Raw genomic sequence first — 17,988 nt, 5'->3', positions numbered from 1 at the left:
TTGGACAATGGCCAAAATATCAAAGGCTCCCAGCGACGGCGTCTTCGCAGTCCTCCCGCTGCGTGACATCGTGGTGTTCCCGCACATGATCGTTCCGCTCTTCGTCGGGCGCGAAAAGTCGATCAAGGCGCTGGAAGAGGTGATGGGTCAGGAAAAGCAGATCCTGCTGGCGACCCAGATGAATGCCGCAGACGACGATCCCGAGCCCGATGCCATCTTCGATATCGGCACGCTCGCCAACGTGCTGCAACTGCTGAAACTTCCCGACGGCACCGTGAAGGTGCTGGTCGAGGGCGCTTCGCGCGCGAAAATCGTGTCGTTCACCGATCGTCCCGACTTCCATGAGGCCCGTGCTTCGGCGCTGGTCGAGCCGGAAGAGGAAGAGGTCGAGATCGAGGCGCTCGCCCGCTCGGTCGTCACCGACTTCGAGAATTACGTCAAGCTGAACAAGAAGATCTCGCCCGAAGTGGTTGGCGCCGCCAGCCAGATCGACGATTATTCCAAGCTCGCCGATACCGTCGCCTCGCATCTTGCCATCAAGATCCCCGAGAAGCAGGAGATGCTGGCCACGCTTTCCGTCAAGGAGCGGCTGGAAAAGGCGATGGGCTTCATGGAAGCCGAGATCTCCGTCCTGCAGGTGGAGAAGCGCATCCGCTCGCGCGTCAAGCGCCAGATGGAGAAGACCCAGCGCGAGTACTACCTCAACGAGCAGATGAAGGCGATCCAGAAGGAGCTCGGCGAAGGCGAGGACGGCCGCGACGAGGCCGCCGAGATCGAGGCGCGCATCAAGAAGACCAAGCTCTCCAAGGAGGCTCGCGAGAAGGCGGAAGCTGAACTGAAGAAGCTGAGGACGATGTCGCCGATGTCGGCTGAATCGACCGTCGTGCGCAACTATCTCGACTGGATCCTGTCGATCCCGTGGGGCAAGAACTCCAAGGTCAGGCATGACCTGGCTTTCGCGCAGAACGTGCTCGACACCGACCATTTCGGCCTCGACAAGGTCAAGGACCGCATCGTCGAGTATCTCGCCGTGCAGAGCCGCCAGAAGAAGCTGAAGGGGCCGATCCTGTGCCTCGTCGGCCCTCCCGGCGTCGGCAAGACCTCGCTCGGCAAGTCGATCGCCAAGGCGACCGGCCGCGAGTTCATCCGCATGGCGCTGGGCGGCGTGCGCGACGAGGCCGAGATCCGTGGTCACCGGCGCACCTATATCGGCTCGATGCCCGGCAAGGTCATCCAGTCGATGAAGAAGGCCAAGAAGTCCAACCCGCTCTTCCTGCTCGATGAGATCGACAAGATGGGCCAGGATTTCCGCGGCGATCCGTCGTCGGCCTTGCTCGAAGTGCTCGATCCCGAGCAGAACTCGACGTTCATGGACCATTACCTCGAGGTCGAGTACGACCTGTCGAGCGTGATGTTCGTGACGACGGCGAATACGCTGAACATCCCTGCGCCCTTGATGGACCGCATGGAGATCATCCGTATCGCCGGCTATACCGAGGACGAGAAGATCGAGATCGCCAAGCGGCACCTGATGCCGAAGGTGATCCGCGATCACGCGCTGCAGCCGAAGGAATTCTCCGTCGGCGAGGACGCGATCCGCGGCATCATCCAGACCTACACCCGCGAAGCGGGCGTCAGGAGCCTGGAGCGCGAGCTGATGAAGCTCGGACGCAAGGCGGTGACCGAGATCCTGAAGACGAAGAAGAAGACGGTGAAGATCACGGCGGACAATCTCGCCGACTATCTCGGTGTTCCGCGCTTCCGCTTCGGCCAGGTCGAGGCCGACGACCAGGTCGGTGTCGTCACCGGTCTTGCCTGGACGGAAGTCGGCGGCGAGCTGCTGACTGTCGAAGGCGTCATGATGCCCGGCAAGGGCCGCATGACGGTGACCGGCAATTTACGCGACGTGATGAAGGAATCGATCTCGGCGGCGGCCTCCTATGTCCGCTCGCGGGCCATCGATTTCGGCATCGAGCCGCCGCTGTTCGACAAGCGCGACATCCACGTCCACGTGCCGGAGGGCGCAACCCCGAAGGACGGGCCGTCGGCCGGCGTGGCGATGGCGACCGCGATCATCTCTGTCCTGACCGGCATTCCGATCAAGGCCGATGTCGCGATGACCGGCGAGATCACTCTGCGTGGCAGGGTGCTGCCGATCGGTGGTCTGAAGGAGAAGCTACTGGCCGCGCTGCGCGGCGGCATCAAGAAGGTGCTGATCCCGGAAGACAACGCCAAGGACCTGGCGGAGATTCCGGACAATGTGAAGAACGGCATGGAAATCATTCCGGTCTCACGCGTCGGCGAGGTGCTGCGTCATGCGCTGGTGCGCATGCCGGAGCCGATCGAGTGGGTCGAACCGGTCAACCCGCCGGCCGCCGCCGATACGACGGACGATGCCGGAAAGTCGCTTGCACATTAGGCCGCGCGTCCACTTGGACGCGCAAAGGACGCTCTAACACTTTAGACTTGCACATGGTCCTTTCCGAAAACCGGCTACGGTTTTCGGGGCCATGCGTTAGTTTTAGCTAAAGTTGCAGCGCACAAAACGAAAGCCGGGCCTCGCGCCCGGCTTTTTCATGTGAAAAACCCCGGAATTCCGGGCTTTTTTCGACCTCTTGCTGCTTTTTCGACTTGGTTGCAGGAACGCTTCTTTCTAAAGTCCCTTTCCTGCCGGATGAGTCGAGTGTTCTTCCGGTTTTCTCATGGAAGGAAATTTTGATGAACAAGAACGAACTGGTGTCCGCTGTCGCCGACGCTGCGAGCATTTCGAAGGGTGACGCACAGTCTGCCGTCGATGCGGTGTTTTCCGTGATCAGTGGCGAACTGAAGAAGGGCGGCGATGTCCGGCTTGTCGGCTTCGGAAATTTCACCGTGTCAAAACGCGCTGCATCGACCGGCCGCAACCCGCAGACCGGCGCTGAAGTGAAGATTCCGGCGCGCACCGTGCCGAAGTTTTCGGCCGGCAAGGGCCTCAAGGACGCGGTCAACTAAGACCTTTTTCTTTAGAGATCAGAAAAGCCGGGCTTGCCCGGCTTTTCTTTTGCCTCCGATTGGGGTCGCCGGCGAGAGGAAAGGCCGCCTTATGCGGTTGGCGCATCATCGCGCATCAGGCCTTCCTGCTTGAGGTCGGCCCACAGCGCTGGCGGTAGCGTGGCATCGAGCAGCGAGCGGTTGCTTTCTACCTCGCTCGGCCGTTGGCCGCCCGGGATCACCGAGACGACGGAGGGATGCAGCAGAGGGAATTGCAGCGCCGCTTCGATCAGGCGCACGCCGTGGCGCGTGCACACGGCTTCGATGCGGGCGACGCGGTCCAGGATATCCTGCGGCGCCTCTGAGTAGTTGTAGTAGGCGCCGGGCTTCGGACCCGTTGCCAGTATGCCGGAATTGTAGGGGCCGCCGAGAACGATGCCGATGCCGCGTTCCTGGCAAAGCGGCAGGAAGGAGGCCAGCGCCTCCTGTTCCAGCAGCGTGTAGCGCCCGGCCAGCAGGAAAAGATCGAAGTCGCCGCGCTCGGCCAGCGTCTGGCAGACCTGCCATTCGTTGATACCGCCGCCGAACGCCTTGATCGCGCCCTGGTCGCGCAGCGAAAGCAGCCCGTAATAGCCGGAGGTCATGAACTCCTCGATGCGGCGGTCGGAAGCCTCCTTGCTGCCATGGGTGAATATGTCGACATCGTGCACAAAGAGGATGTCGATGCGGTCGACGCCGAGCCGCTCCAGCGAAGCCTCAAAGGAGCGCATGACGCCGTCATAGCTGTAGTCGTAGACTTCGCGGCGCGACGGCGTGTCGAAGAACTTGCCGATGCCGGTGCGCTGTTCGGGCGGACAGGCACGCATGATGCGCCCGACCTTGCTCGACAGCACATAGTCGTCCCGCTTCTTGCCGCGCAGGAACGGATTGAGCCGGGTTTCCGACAGGCCGAGCCCATAGAGCGGGGCGGTGTCGAAGTAGCGGCAGCCGGTCCGCCATGCCGCTTCCAGCGTGGCGTTGGCATCCTCGTCGGAGACGGCGCGGTAGAGATTGCCGAGCGGCGCCGTGCCGAAGCCGAGCTCGGTGAAGTCTATGCCGCCATTGCCGATGCGGTCGAAATGCCGTGTCTTCATGTCCTGCGGTTATCCCGGATTGATTTGTCTGACATGACACTATCATGCTGGTGGCCTAGCAAAAGCACCGAGGGCCGTTGGACACGCATTTTCGCGGTGATAGCATGAACAAAAACAAGCTGTTCGGGGGAAACGTGAAGAAGAGATCGCGATCGTTTTTCAGGTCCCTCATGCGGGTGGAACGCGCATGACCGGCACCGGCACGACCCTGTTCGACACCGCGCTGGGTGAACTCGGCAAGGTGCTTGCCCGGATCGACGAGAGCCAGGTCGACGCCGCCTGCGCCATGCTCGCCGGCGCCGGAAAAATCGCCGTCTATGGCTGTGGCCGCGAGGCGCTGCAGGTCAAGGGTTTCGCCATGCGGCTCTACCATCTCGGCCTGCCGGTGTCGGTGGTCGGCGACATGACCACGCCGCCGCTGGGTGAGGGCGATGTCTTCCTGGTCAGCTCTGGCCCAGGCGAGACCACCACCGTGCTGACCCTGATGCAGGTCGCCCGCGATGCGGGTGCCACGGTGCTGCTGCTCACCGCCGAGGCGGCAAGCAGCGCGGCCAAACGCGCCGACTTCACCTTGCTCATCCCGGCGCAGACCATGGCCAGCGATCAGGGCGCGGCAAAGACCTCTGTCCTGCCGATGGGCTCGCTGTTCGAAGGTGCGTTGTTCCTGCTCTTTGAGGTGATGGTGCTGAAGCTCAAGGACCTCACCGGCGCGACGCCGGAGGCGATGCGCACCCGCCACACCAATATGGAGTAGGGGCATGCGCTATGAGTTGATGCTGCCGCACCAGATCCGCAGAGCGATCGCGGAGAACTGGCCGGTGGTGCTGCCGCTCGGCGTGCTCGAATACCATGGCGAGCACATGGCTGTCGGCATGGACACGCTGGCCGTCGTCAAGACGCTGGATCTGTTCGAAAAGGAAGCCGACATCGTCATCCTGCCGCCTTTCTACTACGGCGCTGCGAGCTATGCGGTGGCACCGCCGGAGGGCAGCGGTTCGGTGCAGGTCGGCGGCAATCAACTGGCGCCGTTCGCGGAGGAATTGTTCCACAGCCTGCTGCGCATCGGCTTTCGCAACATCCACGCCATTATCCACCATCAGACCGAGAATTTCGCCGCCGGCATGCCGACCGATCTTGCCTTCAAGAGCGCCGGCAGGCAGGCGATCTTCCGCTTCCTCGAAAGAGAGCGCGGCGAGGGCTGGTGGGGAGCGGACGCGATGGCCGACTATTATTCCGAACACGCCGCCGGCGAAAACTTCTTCAATTGGGTGCAGGTGCATCCGCTGATGCCGGCGGCCATGAACGGAAAATACCCGTTCGATCATGCCGGTATCGGCGAGACCTCGCTGATGTTGGCACTCTGCCCGGAAGCGGTAGATGCCGGCCACTTCGCTGACAACACCGGCTGGTACACGGCGAGCGCCCCGGACGCTTCGGTGGAACTCGGGAACAAGGGCGTCGCCATGATCCTCGATCATCTGCGAACGACGCTTTCGCGCTAGATCCGTCTAGACCCGGACGATCTGGCTCTTAGCCGTTCGGCCTGATAGTCGGCCCTGGTCTTGTCGGGATCGACTTTGGTCGCCGCAGCCCAGATGAACGTGCCGCCGCCGGCGATTGCCAGGATGGCGAAGAGCGCGATGCCGAGAGGAAACGACTTCGTGTAGAGCACGGTCAGCAGCATCATCAGGCCACCGGCGACCATCGCCACCACAAAGCCGGCGATCACAGCCCGCCCTTCCCAACTGATCGGCATCACGCCTCTGCTGTAGCCGTTGCCCCGCCGATTGCGCGCGAACCAGTATTTGTTGGCCATCGCCTACTTCACGGCTCCCGCCGTCATACCCATGATCAGGTAGCGTTCCAGCGCGATGCCGATGACGGCAAGCGGTGCGATTGCGGCAGTGGCTAGCGCTGCCATCGACCACCAGTTGATGCCTTGCGAACCGGTCTGGCTCGCCACCATGACCGGGATGGTCTTGGCATCGGTCGAGGTCAGAAGGGCGGCGAAGAAATACTCGTTCCAGCACAGCACCATCGCCAGGATGAAGGCGGCGACCATGCCCGGCAGCGCGATCGGCATGACGATGCGGAAGAAGGCACCCCAGATCGACAGGCCATCGACAAGGGCTGCCTCCTCAAGTTCGACGGGAATAGAGTTGAACTGGTCGCGCATGATCCAGATGACGATCGGCAGCACCATCAGCGTGTAGAGCAGGATCAGCCCGATGCGCGTGTCGAGCAGGCCGACTTCCCGATAGAGCACGAGGAAGGGCAGCGCCAGCACCACTGGCGGCAGGATCAGCTGCGACAGGAAGAAGAAGGAGATGTCCTCGTTCTTGAACCAGGCGAAGTGGTAGCGGTAGCGGGTCAGGCCGTAGGCGGCGAGGCTGCCGATGACGATGGCAAGGCTCGACGCGCCGACCGAGGTGATGACCGAATTCATGAAGCGCTTGAGGAATTCCTCGCGCACTGTCGAGGTCTGGAAGATCGAGTCCGGCGACAGGCCGAGCGAGCGCCAGCCTTTCCAGTCGGGCTGGAAGTCGACAAACGGGATGAGATGGCCCTGGGTGACGTCGACCGCGGTCTTGAACGAGGTGGTTATCGTCCAATAGATCGGGAACAGGCAGATGAAGGCCCAGAACGCCAGCGCGCCATAGATGAAAACGCGGTTGGCGACGAAGCTCGCCGGCGAGCGGATTTCGGAGGCGGTATAGTCGGTGGTCTGCACGCTCATCTGTTCGCCTGTCAGTTCACGTTGCGCACGAAGCGGTTGGCGAATTTCAACAGCCATGTCACGAACACGACGATGATCACGAGATAGGCCATCGCCAGCATGGTGCCGTAGCCGACATTCGAGCGGTCGCGGTATTCGCGGTAGATGAAGCTCGACACCGAATCCGTGGCGCCGCCGGGACCGCCCGACGTGACGGTGATGATGATGTCGGCAAGCTTAAGCTTGAAGATGATGCGCAGGATCACCGCCGTCACCGACACCGGCAGCATCAGCGGGAAGGTGACTTGCCAGAAGGTCTGCCAGGCTGTGGCGCCGTCGACGCGCGCCGCCTCGAGCACCTCGCGCGACATCGCCTGCAGGCCGGCGAGCAGCATGATCATCATGAACGGAATGAAGGTCCATGCATCGAGCACCATGATCGAGATGCGGGCGATGATTGGATCCGAGAAGAAGGCCGGGTTTTCCCAGCCGAGAGTGCGTGCCAGCGTGGCGGCTGGCCCGAACCGGTACTCCATCAGCGATTTGCCGATCATCCACGACACCGCCACCGGCGACAGCATCAAGGGCAGGAGGAAGACAACGCGGAAGAATTTTCTGGCGCGGATCTGCGCGTTGAGCAGCAGCGCCAGCCCGAAGGCGATGGCATATTCGACCAGCACGGCGAGCACGTAGAGCACCATGTTGAACAGCGCGTTGCGGTAATAGGGGTCGGCCAGCATCTGCCAGAAATTGTCGAGCCCATTGAATTTCCGGCCGGAGAAGGAACTGAGGTTCCAGTCGGTCAGCGCGATGTAGAAGCCGAACAGCGTAGGGAAGACCACCATGGCGATGGTGAACAGGAGCGCGGGGAGAAGAAACAGCGCGCGCTGGCCGTCCTCGCCACGCGTCAGCACCTGGCCGGCGCCGAGCGCCACGCCCCACAGCACATAGGCATAGATGACCGGCCGCCAGGTGTCGAAGCCGAGCGTGGTAACTTCCGTCTTGTAGAGGATCTGCAGTGCGATGACAGCGAGCAGGCCGAGCGTCGCCACGGTCATCAAGGCGAAACCGAGCCGCTTGCGGCCCGGTGCGATCAGATCGGCTGGAACGCCGTTTGCCGGCCATGCATTGGTAGGCAAGGTCTGGTCAGCCACGCGTCTCGTCCATTCATAAGAAGGCCCCTACGACCGGCCTGGCCGGTCAGGTCCGGCGGCTTTTCGCCGCCGGACCCTGTTCACTTGCGATCAGCCTACACGCCAAGCGAGGCTTTGTAGAGCTTGATCTGGTTTTCGCGGCCGATCTGGTCGGTCAGCTTCTCCCAGGCGGCGGCGATGGCGTCGGCGCCTTCCTGCGCCTTCATCTTGCCGGCGAAGGTGTTGGCCAGAATATCCTCGGCGGCGCTGTAGTATTGGAAGATGCCGGGGATGCGTGGCTCGATCGCCGCGTTCGGATGGTTGTAACTGTCGGCTTCCGACTTGAGATACGAGGTGATGAAGGCCTCGTCGTAACCCGCCGCCACCCATTCCGGAATGTTGAAATGGCTGTTGCGGTAGGGCTGGAAGCCCGACGGATACGCCGCGCACCAGAGCGACAGATCCTTGCCGCCGAGATGAGCAGCGGCAGACCAGGCCGCCTTCTTCTTCTTTTCGTCGCTGTCGACGCGGGCCATGACATAGACACCCCAACCGAGATAGGCGCAGTTCGGAGCATAATTCGGGCCGCTGGCCAGTTTGTCCCAGGCGCCGGTCTTGGAATTGTAGACATCGTCGGAGCCTGGCAGGATCGAGAATCCTGTGACATCGCCGACGACCGACGAGTCGTTAGTCTTCGCATTCGAGCCCGCGTCTCCCCACCAAGCCAGCATCGAACCAGTGCCGCCCAGGAATTGGGAGAAACAGGTCTGGTTCGGGTCGGCATTGATTTGATCTTGCGGTTCGAAAGGCAGCGCGTCGATCACGTCCTGGATTGCGCGCACCCAAGCCGGGTTGTTTATACGCGGTTTCATCGTATCCGGATCGAACAGCCACGCCTTGTCATCAGGGTGCTTGGCATAAGCACTGGCACGGCTGCCAAGGAAGTAGAAGCCGAAACCGCCCCAGGCCTTGGGCGCGTCGAGATAACCGAAGACGTCCTGGCCCTTCATCTGCTTGCCCTTGAGGAACTTGGTCACGGCCTGCACCTGCTGCCAGGTCTTCGGCACGCCCCACTCCGTCAGGCCTGCCTTGTCGCCGCTATCGGCTTTCCAGGCTGCTGCCAGATCAGAGTCGGAGAACACGTCGGTGCGGTAGTTGAAGTTGTGCGCGTCGCCGTCGACGGTGATGCGGTACTGCTTGCCATCCCAGGTGCCGACCGGCGGCTGCAGATAGGCCACAACGTCCTTCATGTCGATCTGGTCCTTGACCCAGTCCGGCATTTCAGAGGTGAGGCCCTTGCCGCAGACGTCGCCTTCGAACGGCGCGCCCATCTCGATGATGTCGAAATCGACGGTGCCGGTGGCGATCGCCTGCTGCAGGCGCGGATTGTAGTCGGCTTGCGCCAGATCGATCCAGCTGATCTTGGCGCCGGTATAGGCCTCCCACGGCTTCAGGAAGCCGCGGAACAGCACATTGTGCAGGTTCTGGTTGTTGAGGCCCATGAAGGAGAGCTCGACGCCGGCGAATTCGCCTTCCTTGACGTTGGCCTTGGTGGCTTCGAGGCAAAGCTCGCCGACCTTCTGGAAGTCGGCGTCGGTCGGCTGACCCTTGCCGACGCCGGGGATTTGCAGAATCTGCGCGCGCAGATCATCGGCGGCGGATGCTGGACGCGTCAATGCGCCAAGACCGGCGCTGGATGCCGCCGAGAGCGCGGCCATGCCGGCAGCTCCCTTCAGTATGTCGCGCCGCGTGGCACCCGCGCGCATAAGTTGGTTGAAAAGGCTGACTCTCATCTCGTTCCTCCCAGAAGATCAATGGTGACAGTTTCGGATAGTGGAGCGCTAACGGTGTTCCCCAACGACGCGACTCCCGGAAAATTACGGCCCCAGCTTCCTCCCGTAACGCGTCGACTTCCGATGTCCGGACAAGCGTGCCGACGCGCGCGGAAGAGGGCCAAGAACCCTGACACCTTCACTATTCGCACAACCGAATGCCGTGTCAACGACAATAGGTTTTTTATCTATAAGAGACTGACTTGCCCTTGCCGTCAGCGTTGGTTAGCTTCACGGCAAACGAAGGACCCGCAGGTCCAAAACCCCAGGGGGGATGATGGCTCAAGTCGCGATCAGCAATGTGGCCAAGGCGTTCGGAACCGTCAAGGTCCTGCACGACGTCAGCGTCGATATTGCCGACGGCCAGTTCGTCGTGCTGGTCGGTCCCTCGGGTTGCGGCAAGTCCACGCTGCTCAGGATGGTGGCCGGGCTGGAGACCGTTTCCGGCGGCACGATCGCCATCGGCGAGCGCGTCGTCAACAATTTGCCGCCGGCCAAGCGCGACATCGCCATGGTGTTCCAGAATTACGCGCTCTATCCGCACAAGACGGTGGAGCAGAACATGGCCTTCGCGCTGAAGCTGCGCAGGACCGACCCGGCCGTCGTCGCCGAGCGGGTCAAGCGGGCGGCCGACATCCTCGACCTCGCGCCCTATCTCAAGCGCTATCCGCGCCAGCTGTCGGGCGGCCAGCGCCAGCGCGTCGCCATGGGCCGGGCCATCGTGCGTAACCCGCAGGTGTTCCTGTTCGATGAGCCGCTCAGCAACCTCGATGCCAAGCTGCGTGTCCAGATGCGCACCGAGATCAAGGAACTGCACCAGCGGCTGAAGACCACCACCATCTATGTCACCCACGACCAGATCGAAGCCATGACCATGGCCGACAAGATCGTGGTGATGCGCGATGGCCGCATCGAGCAGATCGGCGCGCCGCTGGAGTTGTTCGACCGGCCGGCCAATCTGTTCGTCGCCGGCTTCATCGGCTCACCCTCGATGAACCTTCTGAAGGGCATCGTGAAGAAGGGCGACAAGCCGGTGGTCGACATATCGGGCACGCCGTTCCCGATCGCCGCCAGCAGCGCCGCGCAGGACGGCCAGGCCGTCGTCTACGGTGTACGGCCCGAACATCTGGAAATCCATCCCGACGGAGTCGCCGCGAAGATTTCCGTGGTCGAGCCGACCGGTTCCGAAACCCTGGTCTTCGTCCGCTTCGGCGAGGGCGAGATGGTGGCGTTGTTTCGCGAGCGCCACGACTTCAAGCCGGGCGACACGCTGCACCTCAAGCCGCGGCTCGACCAGGTCCACCTCTTCGACGCAGAGACCGGCAAGCGGCTCTGATTTCCAACTGACTTTTCCACGAGGAATGCCATGCTCAAAGGGATCAATCCGCTGCTCAATGCCGATGTGCTCCAGGCGCTGCGGGCGATGGGCCACGGCGACGATTTGATCATCGCCGACACCAATTTCCCCGCCGATTCCGTGGCGCGCCAGACCGTGCTCGGTAAGCTGTTGCGCATTGACGCGCCAGCGGCCGATGTGGCCAGGGCGGTGCTGTCGCTTTATCCGTTGGACACATTCGTCGACGACGCGGCCGCACGCATGGAGATCGTCGGCAAGCCGGACGAAATTCCGCCTGTGCAGAAGGAAGTCCAGAAAGAAATCGATGCCGCCGAGGGCAAGGCGTGGCCGATGATTTCGGTCGAGCGCTATGCCTTCTACGAACGCGCCAAGAAAGCCTATTGCGTCATCCAGACCGGCGAGCGCCGCTTCTATGGCTGCTTTGCGTTCCGCAAGGGCGTCGTTCCGCCGGATGCGGAGTAGCATCATGGCGGCCGGCAAGCCTGTCGTCATTCTCGGTGTCTTCGTTGCCGACACCGCCTATCGCGCCGATCGCCAGCCGCGCATGGGCGAGACGATCCTCGGTAACTCGTTCAAGCTCGGCCCCGGCGGCAAGGGCTCGAACCAGGCCGTGGCCGCCGGCAAGCTCGGCGCCGACATCACCTTCCTGACGCGCCTCGGCGTCGATGCCTTCGCCGACATGGCCAAGCACACCTGGCAAGAGGCCGGTGTGAAGGCTGCAGTGATCGACACGCCAGACAGCTACACCGGTGCCGCCTACATCTTCGTCGAGGAAACGACCGGCAACAACGCCATCATCGTCAGCCCAGGTGCTGCGATGTTGATCTCGCCTGCCGATATAGAGGCCAATGCCGGCCTGATCCGCTCGGCCGGCGTTTTCGTCACACAGCTTGAGCAGCCGATCGAGGCGGCGCTCAAGGCGCTCGAGATCGCGCGCGGGGCAGGGGTGACCACGATCCTCAACCCGGCGCCGGCGGCAAGCCTGCCCGACCGCATCTACACGCTCTGCGATTACGTCACGCCCAACGAGACCGAGGCCGAGGAACTGACCGGCATCAAGGTCGCGTCGGTCGACGATGCCCGCCGTGCCGCCGACAGTCTGCTGAAAAAGGGAGTCGGTGCGGTGATCATCACGCTTGGCGAGAGGGGCGCGCTGCTGCACACGGCCAGCGGTTCCGACCATGTCGGCGCGGTCAATGCCGGGCCGGTGGTCGAAACCACAGGCGCCGGCGATGCCTTCAATGGCGGCCTGGCTGCGGCGCTTGCCAAAGGCGTCGAGCCGCTGCAAGCGGTGCGTTTCGCCTGCGCCGTCGCCGGCATTTCGGTGACCCGGCCGGGCACGGCGCCGTCGATGCCGACGCTGCAGGAGGTCGAGGCGCTACTGGCGAGAGGTTGAGTTCGACAGCGTCCCAGGCGGGCTCACCAGTCCGGATTGCCGTCGAGCCAGTATGCATCAAGGCAGCCGAATTGGCGCGGGATGCCGAGCCGCCGGTTGGCGTCAAATGCCATCTCTGAAAGAATCCACGGTGCGTTGTTCTCTGTCACGCTTGGCACGATGGTGTACCCATCCGCGATCAATTGCAGCCGCATTTCCTCGAAATGCCTTTTGAAACCATTCTCGATCCGGCTTTGCGCGTAGCGCCGTCCGTGCAGGCATTCCTGGCGCAGAATGCCGGAATACATCCGGGCGCTGGTCAGTCTCAGTGCGTCTTCGGAGATCTGCTTGCTGGCGTCGTTGGACCAGCATGGGCCTGCCGACGCTACCAGCATCGCGGCCAACAAGCCTGCCATAAACCTTGCCACCTTGGTCCCTTCCGACCAGGGTGGCATATTAGCCACAGATAATGTTTATCGGCAATCCGGTCTTGCGCCATTGGCATAGGTGTCCCGTAATGGGCCACTGAGTTTGGCGCCGTAATTGCATTGTCAGCAATGCCGGGCCACTCATCAGTCCGGCAATCGGGGGGCAATTGGGGGGCCCCGCCGCTCCGCTAATGGAGCGGCGGGTCTTTAGCAGCTGAAAGGCGCTGGACCGCCAAAAAATGGGAGCTGGGTGTTATGTATTTTCCGCAGTTTCTGGTGGGCATGTTCGCGACGTCGTTCATCGTGGCGATCTGGGCAGTGTTGGAAACCGGCTCCATCTGGAAGGCGTTCGGCTGGGCTGTTGTTGCTCTGATCATTCTTCAGGTCGGATACATCGGTCTGGTCCTCGGACTGATCTATGGACGGGGGTCGAAGGGCGCCGAGGCAGACCCGGCAGCGGCAAATTCCATGCCCGCGTTCCGTGGGGAGCTGGGTAAAATTCTGCAGCGATGGAATCGAGCGCGTCCGCGGTAATTGGTTCGAGAGGCGCGCCGGACAGAGACGCCGCGACGAAACGCGGCTCCGCCTTTGAGACCATCCGCCCGGGTTTGAAGGTGATCCGGAAACAGGAGGTCGTCATCGGCAGCAAAGCCGATCAGCTCGCCCCAAGCCTCGCGCAGCGCGATATTCCGGTTCGCGTAGCCGTAGCTCGGCGCCTTGGGGAGATCGAAGAACGGATGCGGGCGTCACCAAAGGCTGCACGACCTCGGCGGTGCCGGGCGCGCAGCCGTCGCCCACGACCAGCAATTCAAAATCGTCGACGGTCTGATCCAGGACGGATTTGAATGGCCAGGCCGATGACGTCGACGCGCGAGTGGGTCGGCATCAGGATGGAAAAGCCCGGTTTGCTCACCATCCCTTCGCGCTTCCGAAATCGTAGGGAATGAGATCGCTGTCGATCGGCAGGCGATACTTGTCGGGATTCGAGTGATCGTACTGGATGGTCGGAAAGTTGATGACGACCGCATCGGACATGCCGATATTGTGGTCGGCGTGCCAGACGAATTTCGGGATATTGACGAGCCGGGGACGGCTGCCGGAAAGGTAGACCTTGGAAATCTTGCCGTATGTGCTGGAGTCCGGCCTTGGATCGTAGACAACCAGCTCCAGTTCGCCGCTGACCACGAAATAGCGGTCCTCGTGCAGCTTGTGCAGCCCCCAACCCTTCACCATGCCGGGCCGAATTGTGAAAACATAGGAGAAGACCAGCGGGTCGGGATGCCAGCCCCAGCGAGGGTCGTAGATCTCGGTGACGCTGCCGCGCTCGTCATTGTGTCGAATGCTGTCGTAGAAGGACATGCCGTCGAGCAGAGGCGCAATGCTTTGACGCTGCTCGTCCACCGTTCGCTGGTCCTGCAAGGCAGCGGCGAGGGTGGTCTCAAGAATGTTCGGACGCGTCCCGCTATCCCCGTGATCGCTCATCGCAAGCCCTCCCTGACCCGAACAATATGGGTTCGGTGTGCCAGCAGCTTCTCACAGCCGGCACGGGTTTTGTAAATACGGCACAGACGATGCCGCGCCTGCGAACGAGTCCGGTTGAACTCGTGCCAGGTGCGAAACCGATACGTTGGGAAGAAATGGCGCGAGTGACGGGGCTCGAACCCGCGACCTCCGGCGTGACAGGCCGGCACTCTAACCGACTGAGCTACACCCGCGCACAAGACGAGCACGTGTCAGCCGTGTTCGTCGTTGGGCCGCTGGATAAGGGGTTCGCCACCGGGTGTCAAGCGGAGTGGGACAGCATAACAGCAAACAGGAGAAGGTTTTTTGACAAGCCTCGCTTTGTTGGCGAAACCGGCATCCGAACAGGACGTTGCCCGTTCATTTTGCCTTGCGAAGCCTGTCATGACCGCTTAAAGGTCCGCGCCGGAGCGGGCGATTAGCTCAGTTGGTAGAGCGCTTCGTTTACACCGAAGATGTCGGCGGTTCGAGCCCGTCATCGCCCACCATTTTTCAGGTTGATCTCAATCCTTTCATTTGACCCCGATGCCGGCGGTCAGGCCGCCGTCGATCTTGTAGTCGGCGCCTGTGCAGAAGCCCGCCTTAGACGAGCACAGAAACGCGATCAGCTCCGCTACCTCTTCCGGTTCGCCGATGCGGCCAAGCGGGTGCGCTTCGCCGAAGCGTTTGTAGGCGGCCTCGACATCGGCGTCGGTCCCGTTGTCGCCGCGCGCCGCCTTTTCCAGGATCGGCGTGCGGATCGATCCGGGGCTGACCGAATTCACGCGGATCCCCTGGCGGGCGTAGTCGAGCGCTAGCGAGCGCGTCAGCGTATGGATCGCTCCCTTCGTCGTCGCATAGGCGGCGACGTTCTGCTGGCCTCGGACGGCGACCCGAAGCCGTTACGTCTGTCAGAATTGAATCTCGATCAGCTCGGGAGGCTCCTTGTTGAAATCGGAATATCGAATCCACCGCGGCGTCGCTTTGAACATCACGGCCCCTCTCTCGATGAACTCCCTGTCGGCCGGAACGCTGTTGAGATAAGCTTCCTGGTATTGTTCGATATCCGCGGCAGGAACCCTTGTTGCCTCACCCTCGTATTGAACCGTGATATTGTCGTTCCATCCGACTACGAACGCGACGCCGGGACGCTCCGCGAGATTGTCGAACTTTCGCGTGTCCTTGAAAGTGCTGAACACGATCTCAAGATTGTCGCGCACCGAGAAGTCGACCGTAGCAGCCTCCGGCGTTCCATTACGATGGCAGGTCGCGATGACCGCCAAGGTGTGCTTTCTCAGGAATTCAAGGATCATGCGTTTCGTATGAAAATCGTCCATTGTCTCGTCCCTCAGTGAGTATTCTCGATTTTTGTGCAGTCCCATTCGACAGCCCGCCGGCCTCAGCGGAGTTTGGCCGCCAGCGCCGCGAGCTTGCGAGTTCAGGTTGATCTTAATCCTTCATTTGACCCCGATGCCGGCGGTCAGGCCGCCGTCGATCTTGTAGTCGGCGCCAGTGCAGAACCCCGCCTTAGACGAGCACAGAAACGCGATCAGCTCCGCCACTTCTTCCGGTTCGCCGATACGGCCAAGCGGGTGCGCCTCGCCGAAGCGTTTGTAGACGGCTTCGACATCGGCGTCGCTACCGCTGTCGCCGCGCGCCGCCTTTTCCAGGATCGGCGTGCGGATCGATCCGGGGCTGACCGAATTCACGCGGATCCCCTGGCGGGCGAAGTCGAGCGCCAGCGAGCGCGTCAGCGTATGGATCGCTCCCTTCGTCGTCGCATAGGCGGCAACGTTCTGCTGGCAGGCGTGGCCCTGCACCGAAGCAACGTTGACGATAGCGCCGCCGCCCCGTTTGATCATTTCGGGAATGCCGAAATGAGCGGTCAAATAGATCGAGCCGACATTGACAGTCATCGCCCGGTTCCAGGTTTCGAAATCGGTGCTCGTTGCCGTGCCGTAAGGGTGCACGGCGGCGGAGTTGACGATGACGTCCAGCCCGCCGAACCGCGCGACGCCGGCGGCGACCGCCCGGGCAACCTGATCCGGCAACGAAACGTCCGTCGTCACCACCAGCGACTTTGCGCCCGAGTGGTCGAGTTCGGCCTGCATCGCCGCATTTGCGTTGCTGTCGATGCCGCAGGCGATGATCGCGGCACCACCCGCCGCCAGGCGTCTGGCGCTTGCCAGGCCGATCCCGGTTGTTCCCGTCACCAGGGCAACCTTGCCGCCAAAATCGTTCATGGCTGAAACTCCGTCATGCGTCGTTGGGATTGCCGAAGTCTCGACTCCGACTATGGTCCAACAATACGGTTTTGGCTTCGCTTCGGAAGGGACCTTTATGGAACAATGTTGGCGCTGGTACGGGCCGGACGATCCGGTCACGCTCGATCATGTCAGGCAAGCAGCGGCGACGGGCATCGTGTCGGCCCTGCATAACATCTATGACGGCCGTGCCTGGCCTCTGGCCGATATCCTTGAACGCAAGCGCATCATCGAGGATGCAGGGCTGACCTGGGCGGTGGTGGAGAGCATTCCCGTCCACAATTCGATCAAGATCGGTTCGGCGGAGCGGCAGCGCTACGCCGGCTTCTACAAGGACACCATTCGCGCCCTGGCCGAGGCCGGCATTTCGACCATCTGCTACAATTTCATGCCCGTGGTCGACTGGACCCGCACCGATCTCATGTACCGGCTGCCGACCACCGGCTACGCCTTGCGCTTCGACGCGATCGACTTTGCCGCCTATGACCTGTTCGTGCTGAAGCGGCGGAATGCCGAGGCCAGCTACAGCCCGGCGCGCATCACCGAGGCGGAAGCGCGGCTGAAGGCCTTGAGCGACGAGCAGATCGACACGATCGAGCGCAACCTCATTGCCGGACTGCCGGCCACCGAACGCAAGTACAACCGCGACACGATGCGCGAGGCGCTTGCCGACTACGATGCAATCGGCCCGGCGGAACTGCGCGCCAACCTTGCATGGTTCCTGAAGGAGATCATCCCTGTCGCCGAGGAGGTGGGCGCGCGCATGTGCATCCATCCCGACGATCCGCCTTTCTCGCTGTTCGGGCTGCCGCGGGTCGTCTCCACCGCAGAAGACGCACGCTTCATCCTGGAGACGGTCGACAGCCCGGCGAACGGCCTGACCTTCTGCACCGGCTCCTACGGCGTGCGCGCCGACAACGACCTTGTCGCGATGATCGAGGAGTTCGCGTCGCGGATCCATTTCGTCCACCTGCGCAACGTCACGCGCGAGGACGACGGCTCGTTCTTCGAGGCCGAACATCTGGAAGGCTCCACCGACATGGCGGCGGTGATCCTGGCACTGATGAAGGAAGAGGTCCGCCGGCGCAAGGAAGGCAGGAGCGACTGGCGCATCCCCATGCGTCCTGACCATGGCCACCTGCTTGCCGACGACATCGGCAAGACCAGGATCAACCCAGGCTATTCGCTGATCGGCCGCCTCAAGGGGTTGGCCGAACTGCGCGGCATCATGCGGGCGGTGGAGCGGTTTGGGTTGGCTTGAAGGAGAAAATCGGCAGAAC

Annotated in this window: 19 protein-coding genes, 2 tRNA genes and 1 pseudogene; 10 read left to right on the top strand and 12 right to left on the bottom strand. The window is 62.2% G+C overall.

What is annotated here, in order from left to right; all coding sequences use genetic code 11:
• The first annotated feature begins 7 nt into the window (after positions 1-7).
• Entirely contained in the window at positions 8-2,419 is a 2,412-nt protein-coding gene (gene lon, locus DH08_RS09280) for an endopeptidase La (protein WP_192179014.1), read from the top strand.
• Positions 2,420-2,525: 106 nt separating this feature from the next.
• Here the strand turns inward: lon and DH08_RS09275 are convergent, their stop codons facing one another.
• On the bottom strand, positions 2,526-2,726 hold the full coding sequence (locus DH08_RS09275; protein WP_139032201.1) for a hypothetical protein: 201 nt from the start codon (positions 2,724-2,726) through the stop codon (positions 2,526-2,528).
• Between DH08_RS09275 and DH08_RS09270 the strand changes: the two genes are divergently transcribed.
• Entirely contained in the window at positions 2,719-2,991 is a 273-nt protein-coding gene (locus DH08_RS09270) for an HU family DNA-binding protein (RefSeq protein ID WP_015318196.1), read from the top strand. The two genes, DH08_RS09275 and DH08_RS09270, sit on opposite strands and share 8 nt — an antisense overlap.
• Before the next feature lie 89 nt (positions 2,992-3,080).
• Here the strand turns inward: DH08_RS09270 and DH08_RS09265 are convergent, their stop codons facing one another.
• Positions 3,081-4,103, bottom strand: a complete 1,023-nt coding sequence (locus tag DH08_RS09265) for an aldo/keto reductase (protein ID WP_192179013.1) — start codon at positions 4,101-4,103, stop codon at positions 3,081-3,083.
• Positions 4,104-4,290: 187 nt separating this feature from the next.
• Here DH08_RS09265 and hxlB point away from each other — a divergent pair, with 187 nt between their 5' ends.
• Together hxlB and DH08_RS09255 are read left to right on the top strand one after the other, a co-directional pair.
• Positions 4,291-4,857, top strand: coding sequence for a 6-phospho-3-hexuloisomerase (hxlB, locus tag DH08_RS09260; protein WP_192179012.1), 567 nt, complete (start codon positions 4,291-4,293; stop codon positions 4,855-4,857).
• Between the two features lie 4 nt (positions 4,858-4,861).
• Positions 4,862-5,605 carry a creatininase family protein gene (locus DH08_RS09255; RefSeq protein WP_192179011.1) on the top strand — a complete coding sequence of 248 codons (744 nt, stop codon included), beginning with the start codon at positions 4,862-4,864 and terminating at the stop codon, positions 5,603-5,605.
• On the opposite strand, the gene DH08_RS09250 is transcribed toward DH08_RS09255, so the two are convergent.
• The 4 genes from DH08_RS09250 to DH08_RS09235 form a co-directional block, all read right to left on the bottom strand.
• On the bottom strand, positions 5,602-5,919 hold the full coding sequence (locus tag DH08_RS09250; RefSeq protein WP_192179010.1) for a hypothetical protein: 318 nt from the start codon (positions 5,917-5,919) through the stop codon (positions 5,602-5,604). The genes DH08_RS09255 and DH08_RS09250 overlap by 4 nt on opposite strands.
• Positions 5,920-5,922: 3 nt before the next feature.
• The gene (locus tag DH08_RS09245) at positions 5,923-6,840 is read right to left on the bottom strand and encodes a carbohydrate ABC transporter permease (RefSeq protein ID WP_192179009.1); all 918 of its coding nucleotides are present in this window, start codon (positions 6,838-6,840) and stop codon (positions 5,923-5,925) included.
• A gap of 11 nt (positions 6,841-6,851) precedes the next feature.
• Positions 6,852-7,973 carry an ABC transporter permease subunit gene (locus tag DH08_RS09240; protein ID WP_192179008.1) on the bottom strand — a complete coding sequence of 374 codons (1,122 nt, stop codon included), beginning with the start codon at positions 7,971-7,973 and terminating at the stop codon, positions 6,852-6,854.
• 95 nt (positions 7,974-8,068) lie between these two features.
• Positions 8,069-9,745: an ABC transporter substrate-binding protein gene (locus DH08_RS09235; RefSeq protein WP_192179007.1), complete on the bottom strand. Its 1,677-nt coding sequence runs from the start codon at positions 9,743-9,745 to the stop codon at positions 8,069-8,071.
• A gap of 316 nt (positions 9,746-10,061) precedes the next feature.
• Here DH08_RS09235 and DH08_RS09230 point away from each other — a divergent pair, with 316 nt between their 5' ends.
• From DH08_RS09230 to rbsK, 3 genes are read left to right on the top strand one after another with little or no spacing between them, the layout of a single operon-like run.
• Positions 10,062-11,120, top strand: a complete 1,059-nt coding sequence (locus DH08_RS09230; RefSeq protein WP_192179006.1) for an ABC transporter ATP-binding protein — start codon at positions 10,062-10,064, stop codon at positions 11,118-11,120.
• Positions 11,121-11,150: 30 nt separating this feature from the next.
• The gene (locus DH08_RS09225) at positions 11,151-11,603 is read left to right on the top strand and encodes an RbsD/FucU family protein (protein ID WP_192179005.1); all 453 of its coding nucleotides are present in this window, start codon (positions 11,151-11,153) and stop codon (positions 11,601-11,603) included.
• A gap of 4 nt (positions 11,604-11,607) precedes the next feature.
• Positions 11,608-12,537, top strand: a complete 930-nt coding sequence (gene rbsK, locus DH08_RS09220) for a ribokinase (protein WP_192179004.1) — start codon at positions 11,608-11,610, stop codon at positions 12,535-12,537.
• 23 nt (positions 12,538-12,560) lie between these two features.
• On the opposite strand, the gene DH08_RS09215 is transcribed toward rbsK, so the two are convergent.
• On the bottom strand, positions 12,561-12,920 hold the full coding sequence (locus tag DH08_RS09215; protein WP_192179003.1) for a hypothetical protein: 360 nt from the start codon (positions 12,918-12,920) through the stop codon (positions 12,561-12,563).
• A 279-nt stretch (positions 12,921-13,199) separates the two neighbouring features.
• Between DH08_RS09215 and DH08_RS09210 the strand changes: the two genes are divergently transcribed.
• Positions 13,200-13,478, top strand: coding sequence for a hypothetical protein (locus DH08_RS09210; RefSeq protein ID WP_192179002.1), 279 nt, complete (start codon positions 13,200-13,202; stop codon positions 13,476-13,478).
• Between the two features lie 375 nt (positions 13,479-13,853).
• Here DH08_RS09210 and DH08_RS09205 read toward each other — a convergent pair whose 3' ends face one another.
• Positions 13,854-14,426, bottom strand: coding sequence for a polysaccharide biosynthesis C-terminal domain-containing protein (locus DH08_RS09205; RefSeq protein ID WP_192179001.1), 573 nt, complete (start codon positions 14,424-14,426; stop codon positions 13,854-13,856).
• A gap of 156 nt (positions 14,427-14,582) precedes the next feature.
• A tRNA-Asp gene (locus DH08_RS09200) sits at positions 14,583-14,659 on the bottom strand.
• A gap of 218 nt (positions 14,660-14,877) precedes the next feature.
• Here DH08_RS09200 and DH08_RS09195 point away from each other — a divergent pair.
• Positions 14,878-14,953, top strand: a tRNA-Val gene (locus tag DH08_RS09195).
• 24 nt (positions 14,954-14,977) lie between these two features.
• Here DH08_RS09195 and DH08_RS09190 read toward each other — a convergent pair.
• The 3 genes and pseudogenes from DH08_RS09190 to DH08_RS09180 all read right to left on the bottom strand — a co-directional run.
• Positions 14,978-15,322 (bottom strand): annotated as a pseudogene (locus tag DH08_RS09190) (SDR family oxidoreductase); the annotation flags it as partial.
• Positions 15,323-15,355: 33 nt separating this feature from the next.
• Positions 15,356-15,781, bottom strand: coding sequence for a pyridoxamine 5'-phosphate oxidase family protein (locus tag DH08_RS09185; RefSeq protein ID WP_192179000.1), 426 nt, complete (start codon positions 15,779-15,781; stop codon positions 15,356-15,358).
• Between the two features lie 120 nt (positions 15,782-15,901).
• A complete protein-coding gene (locus DH08_RS09180) occupies positions 15,902-16,687 on the bottom strand; it encodes an SDR family oxidoreductase (protein ID WP_192178999.1) in 786 nt (261 codons plus the stop codon).
• A 97-nt stretch (positions 16,688-16,784) separates the two neighbouring features.
• Between DH08_RS09180 and uxuA the strand changes: the two genes are divergently transcribed.
• Complete coding sequence (gene uxuA / locus DH08_RS09175; RefSeq protein WP_192178998.1) at positions 16,785-17,969, top strand: mannonate dehydratase; 1,185 nt, start codon at positions 16,785-16,787, stop codon at positions 17,967-17,969.
• Positions 17,970-17,988 lie beyond the last annotated feature (19 nt).

It is taken from the genome of Mesorhizobium amorphae, assembly GCF_014843845.1.
Classification (GTDB): domain Bacteria; phylum Pseudomonadota; class Alphaproteobacteria; order Rhizobiales; family Rhizobiaceae; genus Mesorhizobium; species Mesorhizobium amorphae_A.
Note: the sequence above shows the minus strand (reverse complement) of the source record. Positions and strands in the feature narration are given on the sequence as shown.

What these genes read in the sequence shown, in the direction of transcription:
- lon (WP_192179014.1), top strand. Translation starts at nt 8, where the DNA reads ATGGCCAAAATATCAAAGGCTCCCAGCGACGGCGTCTTCGCAGTCCTC.
- DH08_RS09270 (WP_015318196.1), top strand. Translation starts at nt 2,719, where the DNA reads ATGAACAAGAACGAACTGGTGTCCGCTGTCGCCGACGCTGCGAGCATT.
- DH08_RS09265 (WP_192179013.1), bottom strand. Translation starts at nt 4,103, where the DNA reads ATGAAGACACGGCATTTCGACCGCATCGGCAATGGCGGCATAGACTTC.
- hxlB (WP_192179012.1), top strand. Translation starts at nt 4,291, where the DNA reads ATGACCGGCACCGGCACGACCCTGTTCGACACCGCGCTGGGTGAACTC.
- DH08_RS09255 (WP_192179011.1), top strand. Translation starts at nt 4,862, where the DNA reads ATGCGCTATGAGTTGATGCTGCCGCACCAGATCCGCAGAGCGATCGCG.
- DH08_RS09250 (WP_192179010.1), bottom strand. Translation starts at nt 5,919, where the DNA reads ATGGCCAACAAATACTGGTTCGCGCGCAATCGGCGGGGCAACGGCTAC.
- DH08_RS09245 (WP_192179009.1), bottom strand. Translation starts at nt 6,840, where the DNA reads ATGAGCGTGCAGACCACCGACTATACCGCCTCCGAAATCCGCTCGCCG.
- DH08_RS09235 (WP_192179007.1), bottom strand. Translation starts at nt 9,745, where the DNA reads ATGAGAGTCAGCCTTTTCAACCAACTTATGCGCGCGGGTGCCACGCGG.
- DH08_RS09230 (WP_192179006.1), top strand. Translation starts at nt 10,062, where the DNA reads ATGGCTCAAGTCGCGATCAGCAATGTGGCCAAGGCGTTCGGAACCGTC.
- DH08_RS09225 (WP_192179005.1), top strand. Translation starts at nt 11,151, where the DNA reads ATGCTCAAAGGGATCAATCCGCTGCTCAATGCCGATGTGCTCCAGGCG.
- rbsK (WP_192179004.1), top strand. Translation starts at nt 11,608, where the DNA reads ATGGCGGCCGGCAAGCCTGTCGTCATTCTCGGTGTCTTCGTTGCCGAC.
- DH08_RS09210 (WP_192179002.1), top strand. Translation starts at nt 13,200, where the DNA reads ATGTATTTTCCGCAGTTTCTGGTGGGCATGTTCGCGACGTCGTTCATC.
- DH08_RS09205 (WP_192179001.1), bottom strand. Translation starts at nt 14,426, where the DNA reads ATGAGCGATCACGGGGATAGCGGGACGCGTCCGAACATTCTTGAGACC.
- DH08_RS09185 (WP_192179000.1), bottom strand. Translation starts at nt 15,781, where the DNA reads ATGGACGATTTTCATACGAAACGCATGATCCTTGAATTCCTGAGAAAG.
- DH08_RS09180 (WP_192178999.1), bottom strand. Translation starts at nt 16,687, where the DNA reads ATGAACGATTTTGGCGGCAAGGTTGCCCTGGTGACGGGAACAACCGGG.
- uxuA (WP_192178998.1), top strand. Translation starts at nt 16,785, where the DNA reads ATGGAACAATGTTGGCGCTGGTACGGGCCGGACGATCCGGTCACGCTC.